The organism is Bdellovibrio sp. HCB337 (assembly GCF_047302465.1).
GTDB lineage: Bacteria > Bdellovibrionota > Bdellovibrionia > Bdellovibrionales > Bdellovibrionaceae > JACMRP01.
Genome location: NZ_CP178621.1, coordinates 2,822,962 through 2,842,460, shown reverse-complemented (window position 1 = coordinate 2,842,460; position 19,499 = coordinate 2,822,962). Strand labels below are relative to the sequence as shown.

The following is a 19,499-nucleotide window of genomic DNA, read 5'->3' as shown; positions in this document are numbered from 1 at the left end:
AGCCTTTTGAGGAAATTCCTACGGAGGATTTCCTCTTTGTGCTAACCTGCGTCCATGGTTCGCTGGCTGTATTTAGATCTCAATTCTTTTTTTGCTTCTTGTGAACAGCAAGAAAGTCCCGAGTTGCGGGGGAAGCCCGTGGCCGTCGTACCTATGATGGCCAATACAACTGCCGTTTTAGCTGCCAGCTATGAAGCCAAAGCGCTTGGAATTAAAACGGGCACTCTTGTCGGCGATGCCAAAAGAATGTGTCCTGGTTTGCAATTAGTGAAGTCTCGCCACAAGACCTATATTCAATACCATCAAAAAATCAAAGAAGTTTTGGAAAGCTGCATTCCCATTCACTCGGTTTGTTCCGTTGATGAATTTGCCTGCGAGCTAACGGGGTCCCAGCAAAATTTGGAAGTCGCAACAGCACTGGCGATGAAAATCAAAAACGAAGTCCGTGAACGGGTCGGCGAATGTATGACCTCATCGATTGGTCTTGCTCCGAATATGTTGCTTGCGAAGATGGCCACAGATATGCAAAAGCCCAATGGCTTTATTACGATCGAGCCCGAAGAGTTGCCAAAGCGCCTGTTCCCACTGAAGCTTCGTGATATTCCTGGTATCGGGCCCAAGATGGAGCAACGCTTGAATCAAAAAGGCGTGACCACTATGGAACAGCTTTTGGGAATGAATGAAAAGCAAATGTATGGTTTGTGGGGAAGCCTGGTTGGAAGTCGTTATTACTATCTTCTAAAAGGTGAAAACCTTCTGGTGCCTCGCCAAAAAAGCCAGAGTATCAGCCACCAGCATGTTTTGCCTCCAGATCAAAGATCGTGGGAAGGGGCTCTCGGAGTTGCGCAGAAGCTTTTGTCAAAGACGGCAATCAGAATGCGCAAAGAGAATTTTCTGACAAGACGTTTGAGCTTGTCTGTGAAGTTTATGAATCACTACGAAAAATTCGAGAAGTCTTTGAAGGTGCAAGAAACTCAGGACACGGCTTTGCTGCTTTCTCACCTGAATCGCTTTTTTACAGAGATGCCTCGAAAATATAAACCTTTGATGGTTTCCGTGGTCCTTTCGGATTTCCAAAAGTCTGAAAACCACCAGTTTTCGTTTTTCGAGAATACAAAAAAAGAACAACTCTTCGGTGTGGTCGACAAACTCAATGAAAAATTCGGCAAAGACACTGTCTATTTGGCCTGTTTCCAAGACAAAAAAGATGTGGCTCCCACAGCAATTGCTTTCTCTCGTATTCCCGAACTTGAAGAGTAAGAGAGATTCAACCTAAGTCGGGTCCTGTTCCCTCAAAACGACGTCAACACTTCGCGTACCATTCTGTATGATAGAACGAGGTGTATAAACATCGGTTTTTACTTTTATTTCTAATATTTGGGCTGATTGTCTCGCAATCGGCCTTTGCGGTATCTGCAAATGCCGATGCATCTCTTTTTAAGAGAAGTTTAGAAATCTACAATCAAAATAATTTTTCAGGAAGCTCACGTATTTTAATTCAGTTGATTAAAAAAAATCCGAGCAACGGGCTCTACTGGTTTAATCTTGGAAATTGTTATTTCATGGCAAAATCCTACGAGAATGCGACGACTGCTTTTGGCAAAGTTGTTTCTCTTAATAGCCCGTTGGCTCCGGCTGCAAAGCTCTACCAATCAAAAGCTTTGGACAAACTCGGAAGGCGAGGGGACGCGAAAGTTTTGTTAGAGCAGGTTCTTCAAGGAAATCCGCCAACGGGAATTCAGCAAGAAGCGAAAAAAGATCTCGAGGCAATGACACTTGCTTCTTATCAACATGCCAACTATGCCGAGACAGAACAGAGCTTGAGGAAAATGGGCCCGAATCTTTCTGCCGAAGGCCGCTTGCTCTTAGGGATGAGTCTTGCAAAACAAAACAAGAAATCTCAAGCGGCAGGAATTCTAAAAGGGCTTGTTTCAAGGTCCGCTTTAAGTGGCGAAAATGAAGCTATGGCGCGAAGTCTTCTAGAAAACCTCCGGGAAGAAGAAAACCCGTACTGGCTTTTAATGGATTTTTCATACGGTAGTGCTAGCAACGTATACATGGACGGAAGAAGTGCCTCGCCACTGGCAAGTCCGTTGATGAGAGCTCAGTTCGAAGCAGGCTATCACTTTAACAAAAATCGCAGATGGTCTGAAAAAATCGCCTATGCCTATGGAAATGAAAATCCTACTGAGGCGACAGAGCTTGGTACACAACTGCATACTGTAGCGGCCTCATTGTTGTACCAGAGCTCCAGTTGGGACGCTACAATGACACCGTATTTTCAGAACGAAATTTGGGACAAATCCACTGTCAGTCAAAAGTCAGGATTGGCGACCGAGGTCGTTTACGGTTTTAAAAATTCAGATTCAACAGGAGCGGAAGTTCGTTTTGAACGCCAACAAGCGAAGACCACGACTTATGAGTATCTTACCGGAAGCTCCTATTGGCTGCGCCCTTACTATGAAACTGGATTCAAATATTTTTCTGCACAATTGCAATGGTTGATGGGTGTCGATGGAACTCAGGACATCAATTATAGCGATGGGTCGCGGTTGCCGCTGACTCAAAGCTATCAAGGACCAGGAATCCGTATGCAGTGGTATCCAAGTGAACGTACTGTTTTGGGTGTTTACTTGAGCCGCCTTGAAAGAGTTTTTAAAAACGTGTCCCTACCAAACGGGACCACCAGAAAAGATATTGAAACTAGTGCCTCATTACGATTTGCCTATTCATTCTCGGCGCAGTGGAGAGCTTATGCGCTGATGGAATATGTTTCCAATGTGTCAAGCTTAGAGGCCTCGGATGTCAGAGACAAAAACTACAACGCTACGACCACCTCTGTGGGTGTGAGCTGGGATGTGTTCTAATGAAAGATGAAGAAATTGTACGATTAGTTGCAAAAGTGCAGGGCGGGGATGAATCCGCGCGAGGACCGCTGATTCAGCTGACTCAGAATCGGCTGTATAAGTTCTGTCTGCTTTTGTGTCACAATAAAGAGTTAGCTGAGGATCTTTGCCAAGAGACCTTTATTAAAGCTTTCCGTAATATTCAGACGATTCAAAACCCGGCAGTGTTCTATGGATGGATGTGCCAGGTCGCCAAGAACCTTTTTATTGATCATACGCGGAGTGCGTCCTCCAAAGATCATGTTTCGGATGAGTCTTTGGGCGACGTTGCCGGGCGTTCGGATATGGACGTGGTTTTAAGCGTGCAAAAGGTTTTGTCTCAGTTTGAACCAGAGGACCGGTTTCTGCTAATGCTTGTCGAGCTTGAGGGGCATTCCTATAAAGAGGCCGGGGAGATCACGGGGCTAACAGAAGACGCCGTTCGATCAAAGCTGCATAGGCTTCGAAGCTTATTTATAAAAAAATTCAATAAGTCTGAAACGAATTCTGGGGATGATTCGTCTAACCTACGAAGGATAAAATAATTATGTCTAAAAATGAGACACTTACACAACAAGAGGAACAGCAGATCGGCGCGATCTTCTCTCAATTGAGAGATGCGAAGGTTGAAGCTCCTCTATATATGAAGACTCGAGTTCTGGCTCATTTGAACGAAGACGGAAAACAAAAAAAGAGCCTTCTTTTCTGGAAGATCCTATCTATGAGTTCTTTGGCTTCTTTGGCCATCGTGCTTTTCGTGGGTTTCCAAATGATGAACAAACATTCGGAGGAAGTTTTGGCAAAGCAAGCCTATGTTATCCATATCGACTTTAACCAAATGGATCAGCAAATGGTAGCGGGTGCTGAAATCGAACTTCCTGAAGATGTTCGTTTTGTTTCTAGTAATAAAGAGATTCAAAAAGAAAAGCGCTTGAAGTTGCCTGTGAGTGTAAAAAGCTTAGGCCGTGGCAAACTTCCGTTCGTAGTGACTTCAGATCTTGCGGGTGAGAAGTCCATCCGAGTTCGTCTTTTGAACGAAAAGGACGAATTGGTTCGTGAACAAATCTTTAAAGTTAAATTTGCTAAAGAAGGCGCTTCAGTCGCATTTTAATCGGAGTAGGGTATGAAAAACATCTTATTTAAAATTTTAATCGTAATGTGTGTAGCCCTTCCGGTATCAGCACAAACACTTATTCCAGCTACTTCAGAAGACCTTAGTGACTTTGATCGTCAAGTGACTCAGACGCTCAAAGAAAACAACCAAGGTCGCGAGTTCGGACAAGCAGTTGCAGAAGAAGCAAAAAAACTTGGTAGCGCAGCAGCAACAAACGGTAGCGCTGTGAAAGCTAAGAGTAAGGCAGCTTCTGGCAAAGCAACGAAGGATGCAAAAACTTCGTCACCTGCTAACAACGATCGTGGCAACTCTTCGAACGCACCAGGCAAAACCAAAAAGTAAGACAGAATTTTTTTGAACGACTCAAAAGAACGCAAGGGGGATGTAATGTCTAAAACACAAAAAACGGTGGCTATTTTTTCGACGATTGGATTTTTAGGAATAGTAATGCTGGGATTCCAGAACTGTTCCAAAACTCGTTTTACCGAGGCACCAGGCGCAACAATTCTAAAAACAGCAGAAATCGACGGTTCAACACAGACCACTCCGGGAGATGACGGCGTTACTGCCGGTGCTGGAGATGGTGAAGAAGAAATTCCACCAGGAGATTATCCAACTTATCCTCAGGAACCAACACCTCCTGTTAGTGATGGTAAGAAGAATCCACCTAAGGGGCCTCCATCAGGCGATGTCCATGCAATGGATCTTGTAGAGTGCCAAATGCTTCACCCAAACAAAAAAGTAGTACTTGGCAGCGAGTTTGAAGTGTCACCATCTAATTCATCTTCACATCGCGTATGTATGTCTCGACATGCATGCTTGGATCTGATCAATGCTTACGCTATTAGACATGAATGCAGTCTTGCTCCAGGTGCTGGTCAGGATGCGAATCAAGTGCAATGTACTGAGATTTTCCCAGGCAGCAAAGGGACATGTCATAATGCGACGATCTTAAGTGACGATCAGGTTTCTGAGATCTTAGATCTGTTGGCTTCTAAATAATTTAAATTCCAATACCGAGGAGTGTTCCCCAACCATAGCAGTCCTCGGTTTTTCCTAGGTCTATACCCCGAGTAATCGGGGTTTTTTTTGTTTAAAAGCGTCGATTAGTTTTTCAATATCCGCAAAACAAAAAATAGAATTATCAAAATAGTGCGAGAGGAATTGTGGCTCCCACTCGTCTTAATGGTATATATCCACTCCAAGATATATGTCCCAACGCCGAGGAGTGTTCCCCTTTTTTGCATTTCTCGGTTTTTCCTAGGTCTAAGCCCCGACTCTCCTCGGGGCTTTTTTTATTTTAATTTTAGAAAGTCCGAGAGGAATTATGCGGGTATTCCGTCTTAATAATAAGAGGGAGGACATCTTATTGATGTCTATCTCATGCACATATCCTTGCGCCCTTGTGCTCTTGTTACATCCTTGGCTTTTATAGAGGCCTAACCCCGAGTAAATCGGGGTTTTTTATTTTCTGCCGTCGGTACAAGTGCTTTGACAGTTGTCGCCTGAATATTCACAGTGATTTCTGAAAAACACAAAGTTCATTTTTTCGAAAATAAATTGAGATGATTGTGGGGAGTGTCTCGTCTTCAGAGGACAGGGGGATTTAATGACAAAACACGATGTTTTAACATTTCTAGTGGGCTTTATCAGTGCACTTGTAGTTTTTATTGGCGATCTTGCTTTCGCTAGAGGTGCAGGCAATACAGGCGGTGGTTGCTATAACCTCGAATTAATTGCGCAGAAGTCAAAGTCAGTCAGCCTTACAGGGAGCAATGGACACTCGTTATTTTTAGGTCTTGGCGTACGTACGAAAATTTCTCTTCAGGAGGGCGATTTTAACGTAATTGATCGCAACGGTACTGACGGCACAGCTTCTTTTTCGCTTCCGAATCCAGATCCTACAAATTCTGGCATTACAAAATATTCTGTGTTTATGCGACTTGTTGGCAAACCCGGCTCTTCAGTAAATATGGGCACTTGTGCATATGATGCCGTTGGTGAGTTGTTTTGCAGCCAAGATACAATCGATATGAGTCGCGTTGCCGGTACTTCAAAGTTCACGAATGTAAGCCAGCAGCTTCTATATATCTATGCGGATGTCGACGGAGATGGTGTGGTTGATCGTGTGCCACTTTTCGATTCGCGTTTAGAAGAATACTTCTGGCAAGTCGATACGCAAGGGCGTTTGCATGCTCAATTGCGCTTCTGTCCAGTGTCGACGCAAGTCGCAGCTCCGTAATTATTTAATTCCCAAATCCGAGGGGTGTTCCCCAATATAGCAGTCCTCGGTTAATTAGGCCTTAGCCCCGAACTCTCGGGGCTTTTTTATTTTTTCAAAAGGTTGAGTTCCCCAGCATGCCTTGATACCGTTTTATAGATTCAAGGAGGATTTATGAAATACGTCGGTGGCTGCCATTGCGGTAAGGTCCGTTATGAAGTTGAAATGAACTTAGAAGGCTTGATTGAATGCAACTGTTCTATTTGTTCCAGAAAGGGCCATATCTTAGGTTTTACATCCGAAGATAATTTCAAACTTCTTTCAGGCAACGATGTATTGAAAGACTATCAGTTCGGAGCAAAACGCATTCATCATTATTTCTGCACGAATTGTGGTATCGGCCCCTTCGGTATGGGAACTGGACAAGATGGTAAGAAAATGCGCGCCATTAATGTACGCTGTTTAGAGGGCGTTGATGTTGCTAAACTTTCTGTGAAGCAGATTGATGGCAAAAGCTTCTAGGCATTTATCTTTGTAAGAAATTTCAAGGGCTGTGGATAGAAGATATCAGGAATTTCCGTGCGGTCCTTTTTCTGGCTGGCTTTAACTGTGTTGAAGCTCAGCTTGTACCTAAAGACCCCTCTTTCTAAAATAGGGTCATGAAAAACACATTTATTGCTTTCTTAATCTTTAGTGCCGCAGTGGGGCTTTATGCTCCTCAAGCCACTGCGAAAGAAAAACCTATTACTCTCGAGAAGCTTCAAGAAGACAAAGACTTCGAATTGACTTGCGGCTGTGCCGTGACCAATCGAAATGGGGACTTCTTGGTCTTTAGTGGCCCTACCGAGAGAGCCTCAGCGATTGTTCGCATTGACGGCAAACGACGAAGTCTAAAATGGTCGTCATCCAACGAATTGGCAAGGGACGCCAGAGTCGGTGACAGATTCTATAAAAGTTATCGCAGTGGTACGACCAAGATGCGCATCAACTATAGAACCACCGAAATCTGCGAGCCTAGCGATGACTCCTGCGAGGTCACGAAGTACTCCATCGACATTCGCCTTCAGGACGGAAGCCGTAAAAATACGCTCCGCAACCTTCGTGGCGAATGCGGCTGCTAAGAGCCTATCCTAATATTAACCAAGCCCTGAACGCTTTCAATTTGTCTTTGATCGCGAAGGAAGCAGAGAAAATGTAGCCAAGCTACTTTGAAGTCTGCTTCCGACAAAAAGCAAAGACAAATTCAAATCGCCCCTCTGGGGTGGAAATAAAAATGGCCTACTGACTACGTTGGTCGTCGGCAGCATAGCACTGCTATGCTTTCTCCTCCCGCCTTGCATTAGGCCATTTCTATTTCCATTCAGGGGTTGTTTAATATTAGGATAGGCTCTTGGCTGGGGAACGGTGGGGAACAAAATGTTCCCATAAAGGCATAGACAGAGGCCCTCGGTATCCATTACAACGGGTTTATGGATTACCGAGATATACTTAAAGCCCAATTTCAGCGTCGCAAAGAGTTTAACCCGCGTTACTCTTTGCGATCGTTTGCTGTGAAGCTGGATCTGGCGCCTTCGAAGGTCTCTGAAGTGCTTTCTGGAAAAAAGAAACTTTCTGTCGAACGTTTAGAGGACATTGCGAAACGTCTTCAGCTGCAAGGAAAAGAAAAAGAGATATTTCTGCTTTCAGCAGAACTGGAATCTTCAAAAACCATCGATAAATCCCAACTTGCCCAGAAACTAAAAAAATTAGCTCAACAAATTCAGGCCGAGAAAACACAGCAGAGAAATGCTTGGTACTTTGGCGCCGTGAATGCCCTTTCTGAAAGTGAAATGGATCCTGAGAAGTATGCCGACCAAATGGGAGTCACAGAGCTTCAGGTTGAAAATGCACTTCGCTATCAAAAACGCATGCAACGTTTTTATCCCGAGCGCGAAGATCTGACCTTTGAACCGGTAAGCCTTGCAAAGAAGATCAGTGAGTCTTTAGAAAATGTAGATTCACCAGTACATGGTGATTTTGCGTTGCTGACTCAAGAAGAAGTGCAAGAGCTAACTTCTAAAGTGCGCAGTCTAATCAAGAAATATAAAACTGATAGAAAAAGTAAAAAGCCCGAAGACTTGCGTTTGGTTTATTTCGGTGCGGCTTCTATTTTAGGAAAAGGAGACTAGGATGCTACTTCGTTTCTCCCATATTATGGTCTATTCCCATCGCCATCAGGAGACAGTTCAGTGGTACTGTGAAAAACTGGGTTACGAGATTGATTACAATGCCCCTGGGGAATATGCATCTCTTCATCATAAAAACTTGGGAAGGTTGGCTGTGCACGTAGCAAACGAAGGAAATCGGGTGACTAGTCCTCTGCCGTACTTGCTATGTGATGATATTCACAAAACCGTTGAAGAACTTAGAGCCAAGGGTATTGAAGTCACCAATCCTGAACGTGAAGGAGAGAGTCCCTGGTTCGCTGATTTTAAAGATAACGTCGGCAATCGTTGGGGCTTTGAAGAAAAATAAAGGGAGATCTTATGATCAAGGGATATGCGGACATTTATTATAACGTCACAGACATGAAACGTGCAGAGAAGTTCTATCAAGAGGCTCTCGGCATGGTGACAAACTATGGTCACGAGTATTGGATTTCAATGTCTTTGGGGGATTTGCGCTTTGGCCTTCACTGGTTTGAAGGCGATGCAATTCCTAAAACGCAAAGAAACACTCATGGCCAGGACTGTGGCGGAACTTTGACGCTGGAATCAGACAATATTGCAGAAGATCGTAAACGTATCGAGCAAGCCGGTGGTAAAATCCTGGGTGAAGCCGATCAGGAGTGGGGTCACATGCTTGCGTTTGAAGACCTGGATGGCAATGTTTTGAAACTGATGAAGCCAAAGCGCTACTAGTAAATCTGTGTGCAGGTCGTGCTAGCTCGGAATAGCAGATTTGTATTGGTGAAGTTCGTAGGATCTGCACTTGTGTAGGCGCTTTGTATAAGTGGGTCGGTACAGCTGAGGTTCCGAATTGCATTCGTACAGCTATTATAGTTTGTAATGTTTGGGGAGACTGTTTGGTCTCCTTCAGCATCTGCAAGATCTTTGATGGTCGCATAACCACTGGCAGTGGCACCTAGTTCTTGAGTATATCCTTGGAGTTGAGTCACTTGAGCGTAACACGCAGTTATCAATGATTGTGAGTCGCAAGCGTCTACTTTGAGGCAGACGATCGCAGCGAGGCCGGAGGCACTACTATCCATGCCTGGCATTTGTCCACTATCATCACCATTCTGAGGATCTTTTCCAGGATTGCCCGTATTTGTTCCTGGCGATACGAACTCGCAAGAGGCTGTAAATATCATCATGAGTGTGACAATCAGAGCTGCAAACGTTTTCACTTTTCGTTCCTTTTTGAAAGCGGAAAGAGCTGGAAGTTGATTTGATAGACTCTTTCTTTATTTTTGTCTTCTTCAGCGACAGCTATCAACTGAGATCTGAATTCTTCGATCATTTTTTTAATTTTCTGCGCAGTTTCCTCTGACAGACCAATACTGACAGAAGAGATTTCTCGTTCTTGGGCAGGAAAGCGGTCCAAAGACTCGGCGGCTAGATTCAGCATCTTTTTGTGGTATTGAACCACACCGAAGTTTGAAAACTTGTGACCCGTAGAAACACTTTCCTGGCGGACCTGCCATCGATCTTTCTTCTTTTCAATAAGTTGCAAGGCCTCAAGCTTTTCCAGGGCTTCTTGAATCTCGGGACGAGAAACACTTGGAAGCAGAAGATCGTGAATCTCATCCTCCGTTTGCGGAGCGTCTTTTAACATTAACAATTCGCGAATAGGGATGTGATACCACTTCGAGTAATACTCAAACTGCTCTTTAGATAGCGGATATTCGTTTTGAAACTTCTTAATATGCAAAAGCTGGCGTGCGAAGTGTTCTTTTTCTGAAAGGGTCTTTGCTTTGTTGAAGTGAACCAGATGGCGAAAGAAATGACCTTCATCTTTATTGAGTTGAAAAATCTCTACCACTTTCTCAAGGCTTTCGGTGGAAAGATGGCGTTTGCCTTTAACAACAAGATTCAAAAAATTCGGTGACGTTAGACCCGCTCGTTGTGAAAACCAACGATAGGAAAAAGGTTTGCGGTCCTTCTTCCTTTGCTCAATCAAGGCCAGCAGAAGTTGGCGATAGTCTTGATATTGGAAAACGTTGATTCTTGCCACCATATATAGATCTTATCGGCTTACATATGTGTATACTAGATGAATTTGTTAAATATCGTTATAAATTATAAAATACAGTAAAAACAGTATGTTACATATAAATATGTATACTAATTGAATACGGAAATTGGTCTTAGGGGTCTCTTTTTAAAAGAGTTTTTGGACGATTGGAGGTGAAATTAAAGAAACACTCGAAGGAGCCCCATCATGAAAAGAACCATTATGTTTATGGCGTTGGTTTACAGTTTGTCGGGATGTAAATTCGTCACCGAGGCTGAGAAACAAGATCCGCCACTTCCTCCAAGTTGGAATCCCGTCATTCAAAAATTTTCCAATTGCAGTGAAGTAAAGACCTATCTCCAAAGTCACAGAAGCCCCGTGCAGAGCATTGACGCTGGCTCGGGTGCTGACAGTGGCACCGTCGTTGCCGATCAGGTGAGTGGCATTCAGGAAGGTGATATTCTTCAGATGAGCCCGCAGTTTTTCTTTTATGCTCGTCCTGGAGAGATTCAAATTGTTCAGAGATCTAGTTTGAGTACTTACAAAACTATTCCGACCTCTGAAACAGGCTGGTACAAGCTCATCTATACCAACGGCAAACTTATTTGGATCAGTGGCAGCTATAGTGGATCTTCGATAAAGATATTTGATGAAGCAAAGGGATTTGCATCTGTTTTCGAAAAATCCTTTGTGGGAAGCCCAGTTGAAGTGCGCCGTTCAGGCGAAAAAATCTATTTCGTGACCGAGTCCTATGTTTGGTCCTCTTTGGAAGATACAAATTGCTCCGAGATTTACCGTCCTAATCTCGAGGATGGAAGCTGGAATCTGAGCCATTTGCATGTTGTGGATTTTCACGAAGCTTCGGTATCGTCTCAAACACAGTCTTTTCTTGGAAAAGTGGACTTTATCTATATGACAGAAAACGAGCTTTTTATGTTCGCGAATGGCTTTAATGGCGGTCATATGAGAATCGTTGACTTGAAGTCGACAAAACCAAACTTCCATCAGGTGCAACTTATAGAGGGCCAAATTAAGGATCGTTGGTCTATAACCAAAAAAGAGGACGACCTTATTGTCGCAACAACATATAACGACCGAAAATATTCAACGATTAATAATAAACTGCATATTTTCAGCTCCGATGCTTCCGGCAAAAAATATAAGCTGGCCGCGGAGTCTCCATCCTTTGGTCTACGAGAAGATATTCGTGCAGTTCGCTACTTGAATGATATGGCCTACATTGTAACCTTCGAAAAAACAGATCCGTTGTTTGTTTTGGACCTTCACGACCTTAAAGATATTAAAATCGTCTCTGAATTAAAATCTCCTGGTTTTTCAACCCAGCTACGAGAGCTCACGAACATGCAGCTAGGAGGTTTAGGCTATGATGCTGAAGAGCAGTCGAATTTCTCTCTATTTCAGGGGCTTAAGTTTTCGCTCTTTGATTTAAGGGATTTCAAAAATCCTCAAGAGTCCGAAAAAATTATCTGGGGAGATCGAGGCAGTTACTCGGAAGCCACTGCAGAGTCGAAAGCACTTTATGTATCACCAGAAAAGGACCTGATTATGTTTCCGGTCGTGACGGTCAGTGCTGATACTCACAGCGGATATGGCAATCTCCTGGATTTTTCAGGAGCTGTCGTTTTGGATTTTGATGGACTTAAAATGACAGAGGTCACACGCTTAACGCACCAAGAATGGCGCGAATCTGTCTGTGGCGAGGGTCAGTATTTCCGGATGTTGTGGTGGAATTACGAGAATATTTCGATGGATATTCAGAGAGCTGTTTTGGTAGATGGAGTTCCGTATAGTTTTTCTCGCTTCGGAATAATGAAATATGACCGCAATTTCGCGGTCACAGAGAAGTTAGCATACAAGAACAAGTCGCCGATGATGCTTTGTACGCTTCGCCGTTAATCCAGTTTGTTTTTGAAACGAGGATTTGAAGGAAGGAATAAGAAATTTTTGATCTCTTTCCAACGGGGACGGGCGTCCGGCCCTCACGCAAGCGCCCCGCCTTTGGCGGGGTTCGCGCCATCCAGGCGCCGCTTGAGCCCCTTTTGTAAAGAGCCCAAAAATTTCTTATTCCTTCCTTCAAATTACTTCTAAATCAGAATGTTAAGGTACGAACGCTGTATCAGTTACAGTTTTAAAAGGGAGCTCTTCGGTACCGGCATCGGTGAAATTTGGATCGAGTTTGTCGGGAAATTCGAGGAAGGATTGTGAGGTGATATTTGTGGAGATCGTACCGAAGGCCCCAAGGTTTGTGTCTTTCATTGTTAAGGCGCGATAGGTGTTGAGTGTCGTCTGATGTTTGGTCTTCCCGATGAGGAAGGCGTTGTCGTTGCCAGAGCTTGTGAGTCGCTGGATGAGTTTTTCTGGATCCTTTAATTCTGGATTTTCTGCCATCAAGAGAGCGGCGGTACCGGTCACAAAGGCTGTAGCTTGAGAGGTTCCTGTCATTGTGCCGAATTTTCCCCCTGGAAGTGTAGAGACAATGTTGTGACCGGGGGCCGCTATGTCGACGCTGTTTTTGCCAAAGTTGCTTGAGGGCAGAATTCTGCGGTTTTCATCAATCGCTGTCACTGAGATGATATTCGAGATTCCGTAGTCTGCTGGATAGAATCCAAAAATGTCAGAGTTGCTTTTTTCGTTTCCTGCGGCTGCGACAAAGAGGATGCCTTGGGCTTGAGCTTTTCTGATTGCGGCTTCCTCATCGGGATATTTAGTTGTTCCACCTCCTGAGTAGTTGATAATTTTAGCTTTCATTTTAATGGCGTATTCTATGGCCTTCGTGGTGTTCGCGAGGTTCGCAGCACCATCTGCTTTCGGGTCATAGTATTTGAGTATCATAAGATTTGTTTTCGGGGTGGTGCTTTGGATAATTCCGGCCACGTGGGTCCCGTGGCCGTGCAGATCCGTTAGATCCTTGTTATCGCCAGCAAAGTTCCAGCCGTGAACATCGTCGATGTATCCGTTTCCATCATCGTCAATGCCGTTGGTGGATTTGTCTTTGCCTTGACCATCGACTCCGGTCTCGCCGGGGTTTCTCCATAAGTTTTCTCGGAGAACCGGGTGGTAAGTATCCACACCCGTGTCGATGACTGCGATAACAACGTCTTTGCTGCCTTGATGAAGAGGCCAAGCGAGGAAAGCCTCGGTCATCTGCAGACTGTAATTAAGCACCTCCGTCTTTGTCGGGGTTTTTGCAAACCCTTGGGTTGTAAGCGATGTAAGGATCATGAGCGCAAGAGTAGACTTATTGAGATTCATTGAGTGGCCCCGTATGGTTCTGGTAAGAAACTCTCTGGATTTTGTTTCCGTGTGTGACTTGCACTTGATCCAGATACTTTGTTCCATCGGCACGGGCCTTGTGCCGGAATTCGTAGGTCGTCTTAGTGATGACTTTACCGTTGCAGCGTTTTTCAGCCGTTGCGGAATAATTTTGCGAGTTTGTTTTTTGAATGAATTTAAAGGTCTCAAGACACTTGTTGCGATTATTGATACTCACAACCCAGTCTTTTTCAGGGTCATATGCGAGAACCTCTGAAGTTTTATCCGGGTAGAGGACTTTGACCAGGTTGTGAGTACCGTCATATTGATAATTGAATTGATTGTTCCAAGAGTTTTTTACGTGGACCAGATCTTTGCCTTCGTAGCGGTAAGTGGCGCCGGGAACTTTATCGGTGCTGAGGGATTGAATGCGCTGACGAAGGAGATCGGGTTTAACTTTAAGTTCCGTGTGATTGTTGATCGTGATCTTTTTAGGGAAGCCGCCGAGGTCGTAGGTGATATCGAGGCGGTCTTGGGTGGTATCAGTTAGGTTGATCAGAAGGCCTAGGTTATTATATTTTTGCAGGGTCTTTTTAGCGGTGGTTCGGGTGTAGATTTTGTCTTTGTATTCTATGATTTCTTTATCGGCGGATTCGTACTGGGTCGGGGATTTTTTCAGGAACTTTATCGGGGCATTCAGTCGGCAATCTTTCAGGGTTATTTGGTCACTTCGTGAGAGATCCAACCTTTTCTCGAAGTCGGAGCACCACCCGAATCCAAACAGCCCCTGGTGCAGGGAGCGGCTGTTGTAGGTCCTCCTCAGCTGGAAGACCCGCCGATCCTTTTTGATCTCTATATCAATCCAGGTTTTTACGTAGCTGGCATCCTTCATGTTGACATCAGCTTTTGTAGTGAGAGTGGTGAGGAGTGAAGAGAGGAGTGTGAGTCTGCGGAGAGTCTTCATGCCCGACACCATTGCAAAGCACAGACCAGGGTGAGAGGCGGATAAAATTCAGCTTAGGTGTTAGAGAGACCGAGGTGTCTATGCACTGGTAGGCAGCTACTAGTGCATAGACAGGGTGTTAGAATTCCTACAGGCCTACGCGACCTGTTTCATCATTCCAGGGTGTGGAGCCAGTGTATATTTGTTACGACCGGTTTGTTTCGATGTATAGAGAGCAGTATCAGCGCGTTTCATCCACTGATCCTGTGTCTCATTTTGAAGCCATTGGGCGATCCCCATAGACACTGTAAAATTGATCTTCAGCTCACCATGGACGAAAACTTCTCTACTGATCTTCTTTAAAGCCTCGTCCGCTTTCACGATTGCATGTTCATAGGTGAAGCTTGGTAGAATGATCGCAAACTCTTCGCCACCAACACGAGCTACAAAGTCGTCTTCACGGTGGAAGACTTCTTTTAACATCTTTACGCATTCCTTCAGGACGAAATCACCGATATCGTGGCCATAGGCATCGTTGATCTTTTTAAAGAAGTCGATGTCGAGGGTCACAAGAGAGACAGGCGTCTGAGAAATCACGGACATTTGCATGTACTTCTTCATCTGCTCATCAAAGCTTTTACGGTTATAAGCATTGGTCAGGTGATCTACGCGCATATTGTGATTGGCTTCCAAAAGCTGCTTCTTTACGGAAGACAGGTTCTTCTTCATGGAAGACATGCGTTTTGTTCGTCGTTCGTCTTTTTGCGATTGATACTTGATGTAAAAATCGATGAACTCGCGGGACTTAGAGCGAAGTGCATCAATAGAGTTCGCATCAACGGCCTCGCGCAATTGCTCAAGACTTTGCTTAGCTTCAGCATCTTTGGCTTGCTCGTATTGAATGTCGTCACTCAGTTGTTCTGCAAAATCCCAGATGATACGTTTAAAATCGTCAAAGGTATTTTGAATATAGGTATATTCATCAATGCGATAGCTAGAGAAGAATTGACGAAGTTGGAATAAAACCTTCTCTGAAGCTTTGTTGTCAGGATTCACAAGTCCTTTGACAAATGAGTCCAGCGTATCGCGAACGCGACGCAAGGGTTGCTTTTCTACTTCAAAAAGATGTTTGCTATAGATATCGATAATATAGAGAAGAGTTGCTCTATCCTCTGTCATATCGATATGAGGAGTTTCATTCGACGCCTGATTGGCATCGTTCCAATCCAAACCATCAACGAGTTTTTTTACCCATTGTTTCAAGTCACGCCTCCTTAGAAAAATCCAAAAAACTATTACGTATTTCATTCGGCATTTGTGGAGCTTCAGTGAATGGGCTTAGGTCTAAGGAGATGACAATGAAAGGATGTTTTGTCTTTTTCCTGGGCCGAGCTGGATACCTTGAAATCCAACCTAGACCTTTATACTGTAGACGCATAACCAAAGCCTTATTGTAAAAGTTTAAAGGACTCATCAAAATGATCCAAGGAGGGGATATGAATCGCTTCATAGCATTCGTCGTTGTTGTTTTCACGGCCTCAATGGCCCAGGCAGTTCCAGCAGGTTGGCAGCAGATCAAACCTGGAGGAGACACCCTTTGTGCTCGTGGCGGGGAATTTTCGTTTCTAGTACGTAAAGGGGATCCTAAAAAAATCCTCGTAAGTTTTGCAGGCGGGGGAGCTTGCTGGGACGATCTGACTTGCGATACCGACAAGATTTACACAGACACTGCAGAGAAAACTTTTAAACAAGTGGAAAAGCAGGGGGGTATCTATAGTTGGAATAACAATGGCAACCCTTATAAAGGATGGACCCATGTGTTTGTCCCATATTGTACAGGGGATGTGCATGTAGGCAGTGCCGATACGGAATATAATCGTCCAGATAACACGAAATTTAAAATCTATCACCGTGGTGGGATCAACGCGAAAGCCGTTATTAAGTGGCTTGCCGACAATTATCAGGTTCCGGATGAGGTTAACGTTGACGGCTGCAGTGCTGGTTCTTACGCTTCTATTTTGTGGACTCCGGCAATTGCGGAAAAATATCCGCAAGCTCGTATTGCCCAGTTCGGAGATTCTGGCGCTGGTGTTGCGGATTCTTTATTCTTTCCGCAGTGGCGTTTAGATCAGAGCTTACCCAACTGGATTCCAGCATTGAATCCTGCTGTGATTGATTGGGAAAAGCTCACAATCGTCGATATCTATAAATCGATAGCGAACCACTATCCAAAAGCGCAATTCGCCCAATTCAACCATCATCAAGATCGCGTTCAAATACTGTATTATGCGGCGATGGGTGGTGCAGCGATGGATTGGACCCCTCGTATGTTTAAAAACATGGAGGATACGGGATCTTTGGCGCCTAACTTTAAATACTTTGTTGCTCCAGGTAAAACCCATTGTTCTATCAACAATTCAAGTTTTTACACGACAACGACGGATGGGACTTCGCTAAGTTCGTGGTTGTGGCAAAAAGTGCAAGGACAAGATGTCGAAAATGTAAAATGCAAGGAGTGCTCAGCAAGTGTAAAATAAAAGTCTGAGCACAAGGAGGCACGATGAAAACCTGGGTTGCGGTTGTAAATCGATGTGAGGCGAGACTTTTTGAACTGGATGACCATAGAAAAAAGAATGCGGGGGGAAGGCTCAATAACAAGTTGAAACTCGTAAAGAAGCTGGAGAACCCGAGAGGTAGGCTCCGTAATGGAGAGATCGATGCTGACCGCCCAGGCTTCTCGAAAAGCAGTTTTAGTTATTCAGGCACGCGCTTAGCGAAATCCCAAGAACCCACTGAGCGCGTTGCCGAGATGTTTGCAAAAAGTATTTCCGAAGAGCTTGAACGAGCTATTGTCGACCACCAGTACGACGATTTGATCTTGGTGGTAGAACCCCATTTTCTAGGGAAAGTGCGCGCTGAACTCTCGAAAAAAACTTCGGGAGCTATCAGTACGACTCTGCACAAAGATCTTGTCAACGTCCCAGATCACCAGCTGCAGGATTTTATCTGGCCAAAAACTCACGAGGAGGAAGTTCAGATCAACCTTTAACAGTGCGTGAAAAACTGAACAGTTGAAGGAGATTTTATGATCCCGCGATCGATACTCGTGGCTGAGGATCTTGAAAATTACACCGAAGAAGGGCGTCAGCGCGGACGTACAGTCCGCAATGTCGCCCAAGATGTCTCGAAGCTCTTACAAGAAGATCTGCAGCTATTTTTTGCAGAAGACTTAAAAACATTCCCACAAAAAAAGATCCACAACGAAAAAGATATTTCTGCTTGGCACCACGACCATGAGGTGGCTCTGGAAGAGCTTGCCAAAGAGCTCTCGGTGAAAGCGCGTCCGGTTCTTAAATATGGGGCGCCGGCTGAAGAAATTCTTAAAGCCATTCACAGTTGGCCACGGCCCGAGATGGTGATTATGGGTACTCAAGGGCATCGTGGGCTTGAAAGGTTTTTAGAGGGCAGTGTTGCCGAAGAGGTGATTTTAAAATCAGAGCGCCCAGTTATGGTACTCGGGCCCTATTCGCAAAAGAAGTTCTTCAGTTTTAAAAAACACCGTCCTCGACGCATTTTAGTCCCGACAGATTTAAGCAGATCCAGCCGTCCGGCAGAACAATACGGTTTATCGCTCGCAGCACGATTAAATGCCGAGTTAGTTTTGTTTCACTCGGTTTTTGACTACATTAAAAAAGTTCACGACGCCAGTATCATATCTGGTTTTGCAAGTTTTGATATGGAACGTGTTTTTCAGAAGATGACCCGAGACGCCGAAAGTCTCTTGGAAAAGAAGAAGCGTCTTTTCCGTAGGACACTTGGTAACTGCGAGTATGTCATTGCCCAACAAAACAAAAGTATTTCCGAAGCGCTGCTTGAGGAATCTGCCAATAACTATTGTATGGTCGTGATGGGCACTCATAGCCGTAGAAACGCACTTACAAGAGCATTTCTAGGAAGCTCGGCCAGAGAAACAATATTACAGGCAGAGATTCCTGTCGTCGTTGTTCATTCTCATTAACTGGGGGCTTAGTGGCAGGAAAAGAGTCTCTTTCAAAACTTTTGAAGAAAAAAAACTTTCCAACTATGAAAAATGGCCGAGCAGATACGCAGATCAAAGATCTGCAGCTTCAGATATTAAGAATCCAGCAGGGGATATGGCACCAGAAAAAACGCGCCATCATCGTCTTTGAAGGCTTCGATGCTGCCGGAAAGGGCGGTGCCATTCGTCGCATCACGGAACCACTAGATCCTCGGGGGTATCAGGTGCACCCCATAGGCGCGCCCGAAAAAATTGAGCATGGAAAACACTATTTGTACCGCTTTTGGACGAAGCTTCCAGCACCAGGAACGATTGCGATTTTTGATAGGTCTTGGTATGGGCGCGTGCTCGTGGAAAAGGTGTGTGGACTTGCACCGAAAGATCGTATTCAAGAAGCCTATGAAGAGATTTGCCAGTTCGAAGAGATGCTTCTTGCCGATGGCATTGATCTAGTAAAAATATTTTTGGCTATTGATAAGAAGGAGCAGCTAAAACGCTTTGAAGATCGGCTGCGGGACCCCTACAAACAATGGAAAATTTCTGAAGACGATGTGAAAGCTCGCGCGCAATGGCAAGACTATGTGCGTGCGACAGATCTTATGCTTGAAAAAACCTCTTTTAAAAATTCACCGTGGCATTTAATTCCCGCCAATGACAAAGACTATGCCCGAGTCGAATCCTTAAACGTTATTGTTAAATCACTGAAAACAAATCGTGACTGGATGACCCGAAAGATTCAGAAAGCCGTGGATTTGAGTCTCGAGATGGCGCTTGAAGAGCTTGGCCTAGAAAAGGAATCGTTAAAATAG

At 44.5% G+C, this 19,499-nt stretch carries 22 protein-coding genes; 17 read left to right on the top strand and 5 right to left on the bottom strand.

Annotated elements, in window-relative coordinates; translation table 11 throughout:
- Positions 1–54 precede the first annotated feature (54 nt).
- The 12 genes from ACLWBB_RS13715 to ACLWBB_RS13660 all read left to right on the top strand — a co-directional run bounded on the left by ACLWBB_RS13715 (position 55) and on the right by ACLWBB_RS13660 (position 9,120).
- Positions 55–1,260, top strand: coding sequence for a DNA polymerase Y family protein (locus tag ACLWBB_RS13715; RefSeq protein WP_413288103.1), 1,206 nt, complete (start codon positions 55–57; stop codon positions 1,258–1,260).
- An 80-nt stretch (positions 1,261–1,340) separates the two neighbouring features.
- On the top strand, positions 1,341–2,867 hold the full coding sequence (locus ACLWBB_RS13710; protein ID WP_413288102.1) for a tetratricopeptide repeat protein: 1,527 nt from the start codon (positions 1,341–1,343) through the stop codon (positions 2,865–2,867).
- Positions 2,867–3,430, top strand: a complete 564-nt coding sequence (locus ACLWBB_RS13705; RefSeq protein WP_413288101.1) for an RNA polymerase sigma factor — start codon at positions 2,867–2,869, stop codon at positions 3,428–3,430. Before ACLWBB_RS13710 ends, ACLWBB_RS13705 begins: the two co-directional genes overlap by 1 nt.
- A gap of 2 nt (positions 3,431–3,432) precedes the next feature.
- Entirely contained in the window at positions 3,433–3,996 is a 564-nt protein-coding gene (locus ACLWBB_RS13700; protein ID WP_413288100.1) for a hypothetical protein, read from the top strand.
- A 12-nt stretch (positions 3,997–4,008) separates the two neighbouring features.
- Positions 4,009–4,341, top strand: coding sequence for a hypothetical protein (locus tag ACLWBB_RS13695; RefSeq protein WP_413288099.1), 333 nt, complete (start codon positions 4,009–4,011; stop codon positions 4,339–4,341).
- 45 nt (positions 4,342–4,386) lie between these two features.
- Positions 4,387–5,001 (top strand): hypothetical protein, encoded by a 615-nt coding sequence (locus ACLWBB_RS13690; RefSeq protein ID WP_413288098.1) that lies wholly within the window; start codon positions 4,387–4,389, stop codon positions 4,999–5,001.
- Positions 5,002–5,608: 607 nt separating this feature from the next.
- Complete coding sequence (locus ACLWBB_RS13685) at positions 5,609–6,241, top strand: hypothetical protein (protein WP_413288097.1); 633 nt, start codon at positions 5,609–5,611, stop codon at positions 6,239–6,241.
- A gap of 153 nt (positions 6,242–6,394) precedes the next feature.
- Positions 6,395–6,742 (top strand): GFA family protein, encoded by a 348-nt coding sequence (locus ACLWBB_RS13680; RefSeq protein WP_413288095.1) that lies wholly within the window; start codon positions 6,395–6,397, stop codon positions 6,740–6,742.
- 137 nt (positions 6,743–6,879) lie between these two features.
- The gene (locus ACLWBB_RS13675; RefSeq protein ID WP_413288094.1) at positions 6,880–7,341 is read left to right on the top strand and encodes a hypothetical protein; all 462 of its coding nucleotides are present in this window, start codon (positions 6,880–6,882) and stop codon (positions 7,339–7,341) included.
- Between the two features lie 348 nt (positions 7,342–7,689).
- Positions 7,690–8,388 (top strand): hypothetical protein, encoded by a 699-nt coding sequence (locus tag ACLWBB_RS13670; RefSeq protein WP_413288093.1) that lies wholly within the window; start codon positions 7,690–7,692, stop codon positions 8,386–8,388.
- A 1-nt stretch (position 8,389) separates the two neighbouring features.
- A complete protein-coding gene (locus ACLWBB_RS13665) occupies positions 8,390–8,734 on the top strand; it encodes a VOC family protein (protein ID WP_413288092.1) in 345 nt (114 codons plus the stop codon).
- An 11-nt stretch (positions 8,735–8,745) separates the two neighbouring features.
- Complete coding sequence (locus ACLWBB_RS13660; protein ID WP_413288091.1) at positions 8,746–9,120, top strand: VOC family protein; 375 nt, start codon at positions 8,746–8,748, stop codon at positions 9,118–9,120.
- Here the strand turns inward: ACLWBB_RS13660 and ACLWBB_RS13655 are convergent.
- Together ACLWBB_RS13655 and ACLWBB_RS13650 are read right to left on the bottom strand one after the other, a co-directional pair.
- Positions 9,117–9,608, bottom strand: a complete 492-nt coding sequence (locus ACLWBB_RS13655; RefSeq protein WP_413288090.1) for a hypothetical protein — start codon at positions 9,606–9,608, stop codon at positions 9,117–9,119. The genes ACLWBB_RS13660 and ACLWBB_RS13655 overlap by 4 nt on opposite strands.
- Positions 9,605–10,438, bottom strand: coding sequence for a TIGR02147 family protein (locus ACLWBB_RS13650; RefSeq protein WP_413288089.1), 834 nt, complete (start codon positions 10,436–10,438; stop codon positions 9,605–9,607). The genes ACLWBB_RS13655 and ACLWBB_RS13650 overlap by 4 nt, the downstream gene beginning before the upstream one ends.
- 204 nt (positions 10,439–10,642) lie before the next feature.
- On the opposite strand from ACLWBB_RS13650, the gene ACLWBB_RS13645 reads away from it, so the two are divergent.
- Entirely contained in the window at positions 10,643–12,352 is a 1,710-nt protein-coding gene (locus ACLWBB_RS13645; RefSeq protein ID WP_413288088.1) for a beta-propeller domain-containing protein, read from the top strand.
- Between the two features lie 201 nt (positions 12,353–12,553).
- On the opposite strand, the gene ACLWBB_RS13640 is transcribed toward ACLWBB_RS13645, so the two are convergent.
- The 3 genes from ACLWBB_RS13640 to ACLWBB_RS13630 form a co-directional block, all read right to left on the bottom strand.
- Entirely contained in the window at positions 12,554–13,708 is a 1,155-nt protein-coding gene (locus ACLWBB_RS13640; protein WP_413288087.1) for a S8 family peptidase, read from the bottom strand.
- Positions 13,695–14,600, bottom strand: coding sequence for a DUF6531 domain-containing protein (locus ACLWBB_RS13635; protein ID WP_413291606.1), 906 nt, complete (start codon positions 14,598–14,600; stop codon positions 13,695–13,697). Before ACLWBB_RS13635 ends, ACLWBB_RS13640 begins: the two co-directional genes overlap by 14 nt.
- Positions 14,601–14,807: 207 nt before the next feature.
- Positions 14,808–15,914, bottom strand: coding sequence for a diguanylate cyclase (locus ACLWBB_RS13630; protein ID WP_413288085.1), 1,107 nt, complete (start codon positions 15,912–15,914; stop codon positions 14,808–14,810).
- Between the two features lie 233 nt (positions 15,915–16,147).
- Here ACLWBB_RS13630 and ACLWBB_RS13625 point away from each other — a divergent pair, with 233 nt between their 5' ends.
- From ACLWBB_RS13625 to ACLWBB_RS13610, 4 genes are all read left to right on the top strand, one after another.
- Positions 16,148–17,188, top strand: coding sequence for a pectin acetylesterase-family hydrolase (locus ACLWBB_RS13625; protein ID WP_413288084.1), 1,041 nt, complete (start codon positions 16,148–16,150; stop codon positions 17,186–17,188).
- A gap of 23 nt (positions 17,189–17,211) precedes the next feature.
- Complete coding sequence (locus tag ACLWBB_RS13620; RefSeq protein ID WP_413288083.1) at positions 17,212–17,700, top strand: host attachment protein; 489 nt, start codon at positions 17,212–17,214, stop codon at positions 17,698–17,700.
- A gap of 36 nt (positions 17,701–17,736) precedes the next feature.
- Entirely contained in the window at positions 17,737–18,669 is a 933-nt protein-coding gene (locus tag ACLWBB_RS13615; protein ID WP_413288082.1) for a universal stress protein, read from the top strand.
- 65 nt (positions 18,670–18,734) lie between these two features.
- Complete coding sequence (locus tag ACLWBB_RS13610) at positions 18,735–19,499, top strand: polyphosphate kinase 2 family protein (protein WP_413288081.1); 765 nt, start codon at positions 18,735–18,737, stop codon at positions 19,497–19,499.

Bases quoted from the DNA above. Each gene is read 5' to 3' on its own strand.
- ACLWBB_RS13700 (WP_413288100.1), top strand. From the start codon at position 3,433: ATGTCTAAAAATGAGACACTTACACAACAAGAGGAACAGCAGATCGGC.
- ACLWBB_RS13625 (WP_413288084.1), top strand. From the start codon at position 16,148: ATGAATCGCTTCATAGCATTCGTCGTTGTTGTTTTCACGGCCTCAATG.
- ACLWBB_RS13650 (WP_413288089.1), bottom strand. From the start codon at position 10,438: ATGGTGGCAAGAATCAACGTTTTCCAATATCAAGACTATCGCCAACTT.
- ACLWBB_RS13660 (WP_413288091.1), top strand. From the start codon at position 8,746: ATGATCAAGGGATATGCGGACATTTATTATAACGTCACAGACATGAAA.
- ACLWBB_RS13665 (WP_413288092.1), top strand. From the start codon at position 8,390: ATGCTACTTCGTTTCTCCCATATTATGGTCTATTCCCATCGCCATCAG.
- ACLWBB_RS13635 (WP_413291606.1), bottom strand. From the start codon at position 14,600: ATGAAGGATGCCAGCTACGTAAAAACCTGGATTGATATAGAGATCAAA.
- ACLWBB_RS13715 (WP_413288103.1), top strand. From the start codon at position 55: ATGGTTCGCTGGCTGTATTTAGATCTCAATTCTTTTTTTGCTTCTTGT.
- ACLWBB_RS13610 (WP_413288081.1), top strand. From the start codon at position 18,735: ATGAAAAATGGCCGAGCAGATACGCAGATCAAAGATCTGCAGCTTCAG.
- ACLWBB_RS13615 (WP_413288082.1), top strand. From the start codon at position 17,737: ATGATCCCGCGATCGATACTCGTGGCTGAGGATCTTGAAAATTACACC.
- ACLWBB_RS13685 (WP_413288097.1), top strand. From the start codon at position 5,609: ATGACAAAACACGATGTTTTAACATTTCTAGTGGGCTTTATCAGTGCA.
- ACLWBB_RS13695 (WP_413288099.1), top strand. From the start codon at position 4,009: ATGAAAAACATCTTATTTAAAATTTTAATCGTAATGTGTGTAGCCCTT.
- ACLWBB_RS13680 (WP_413288095.1), top strand. From the start codon at position 6,395: ATGAAATACGTCGGTGGCTGCCATTGCGGTAAGGTCCGTTATGAAGTT.
- ACLWBB_RS13645 (WP_413288088.1), top strand. From the start codon at position 10,643: ATGAAAAGAACCATTATGTTTATGGCGTTGGTTTACAGTTTGTCGGGA.
- ACLWBB_RS13675 (WP_413288094.1), top strand. From the start codon at position 6,880: ATGAAAAACACATTTATTGCTTTCTTAATCTTTAGTGCCGCAGTGGGG.
- ACLWBB_RS13640 (WP_413288087.1), bottom strand. From the start codon at position 13,708: ATGAATCTCAATAAGTCTACTCTTGCGCTCATGATCCTTACATCGCTT.
- ACLWBB_RS13705 (WP_413288101.1), top strand. From the start codon at position 2,867: ATGAAAGATGAAGAAATTGTACGATTAGTTGCAAAAGTGCAGGGCGGG.
- ACLWBB_RS13670 (WP_413288093.1), top strand. From the start codon at position 7,690: ATGGATTACCGAGATATACTTAAAGCCCAATTTCAGCGTCGCAAAGAG.
- ACLWBB_RS13690 (WP_413288098.1), top strand. From the start codon at position 4,387: ATGTCTAAAACACAAAAAACGGTGGCTATTTTTTCGACGATTGGATTT.
- ACLWBB_RS13620 (WP_413288083.1), top strand. From the start codon at position 17,212: ATGAAAACCTGGGTTGCGGTTGTAAATCGATGTGAGGCGAGACTTTTT.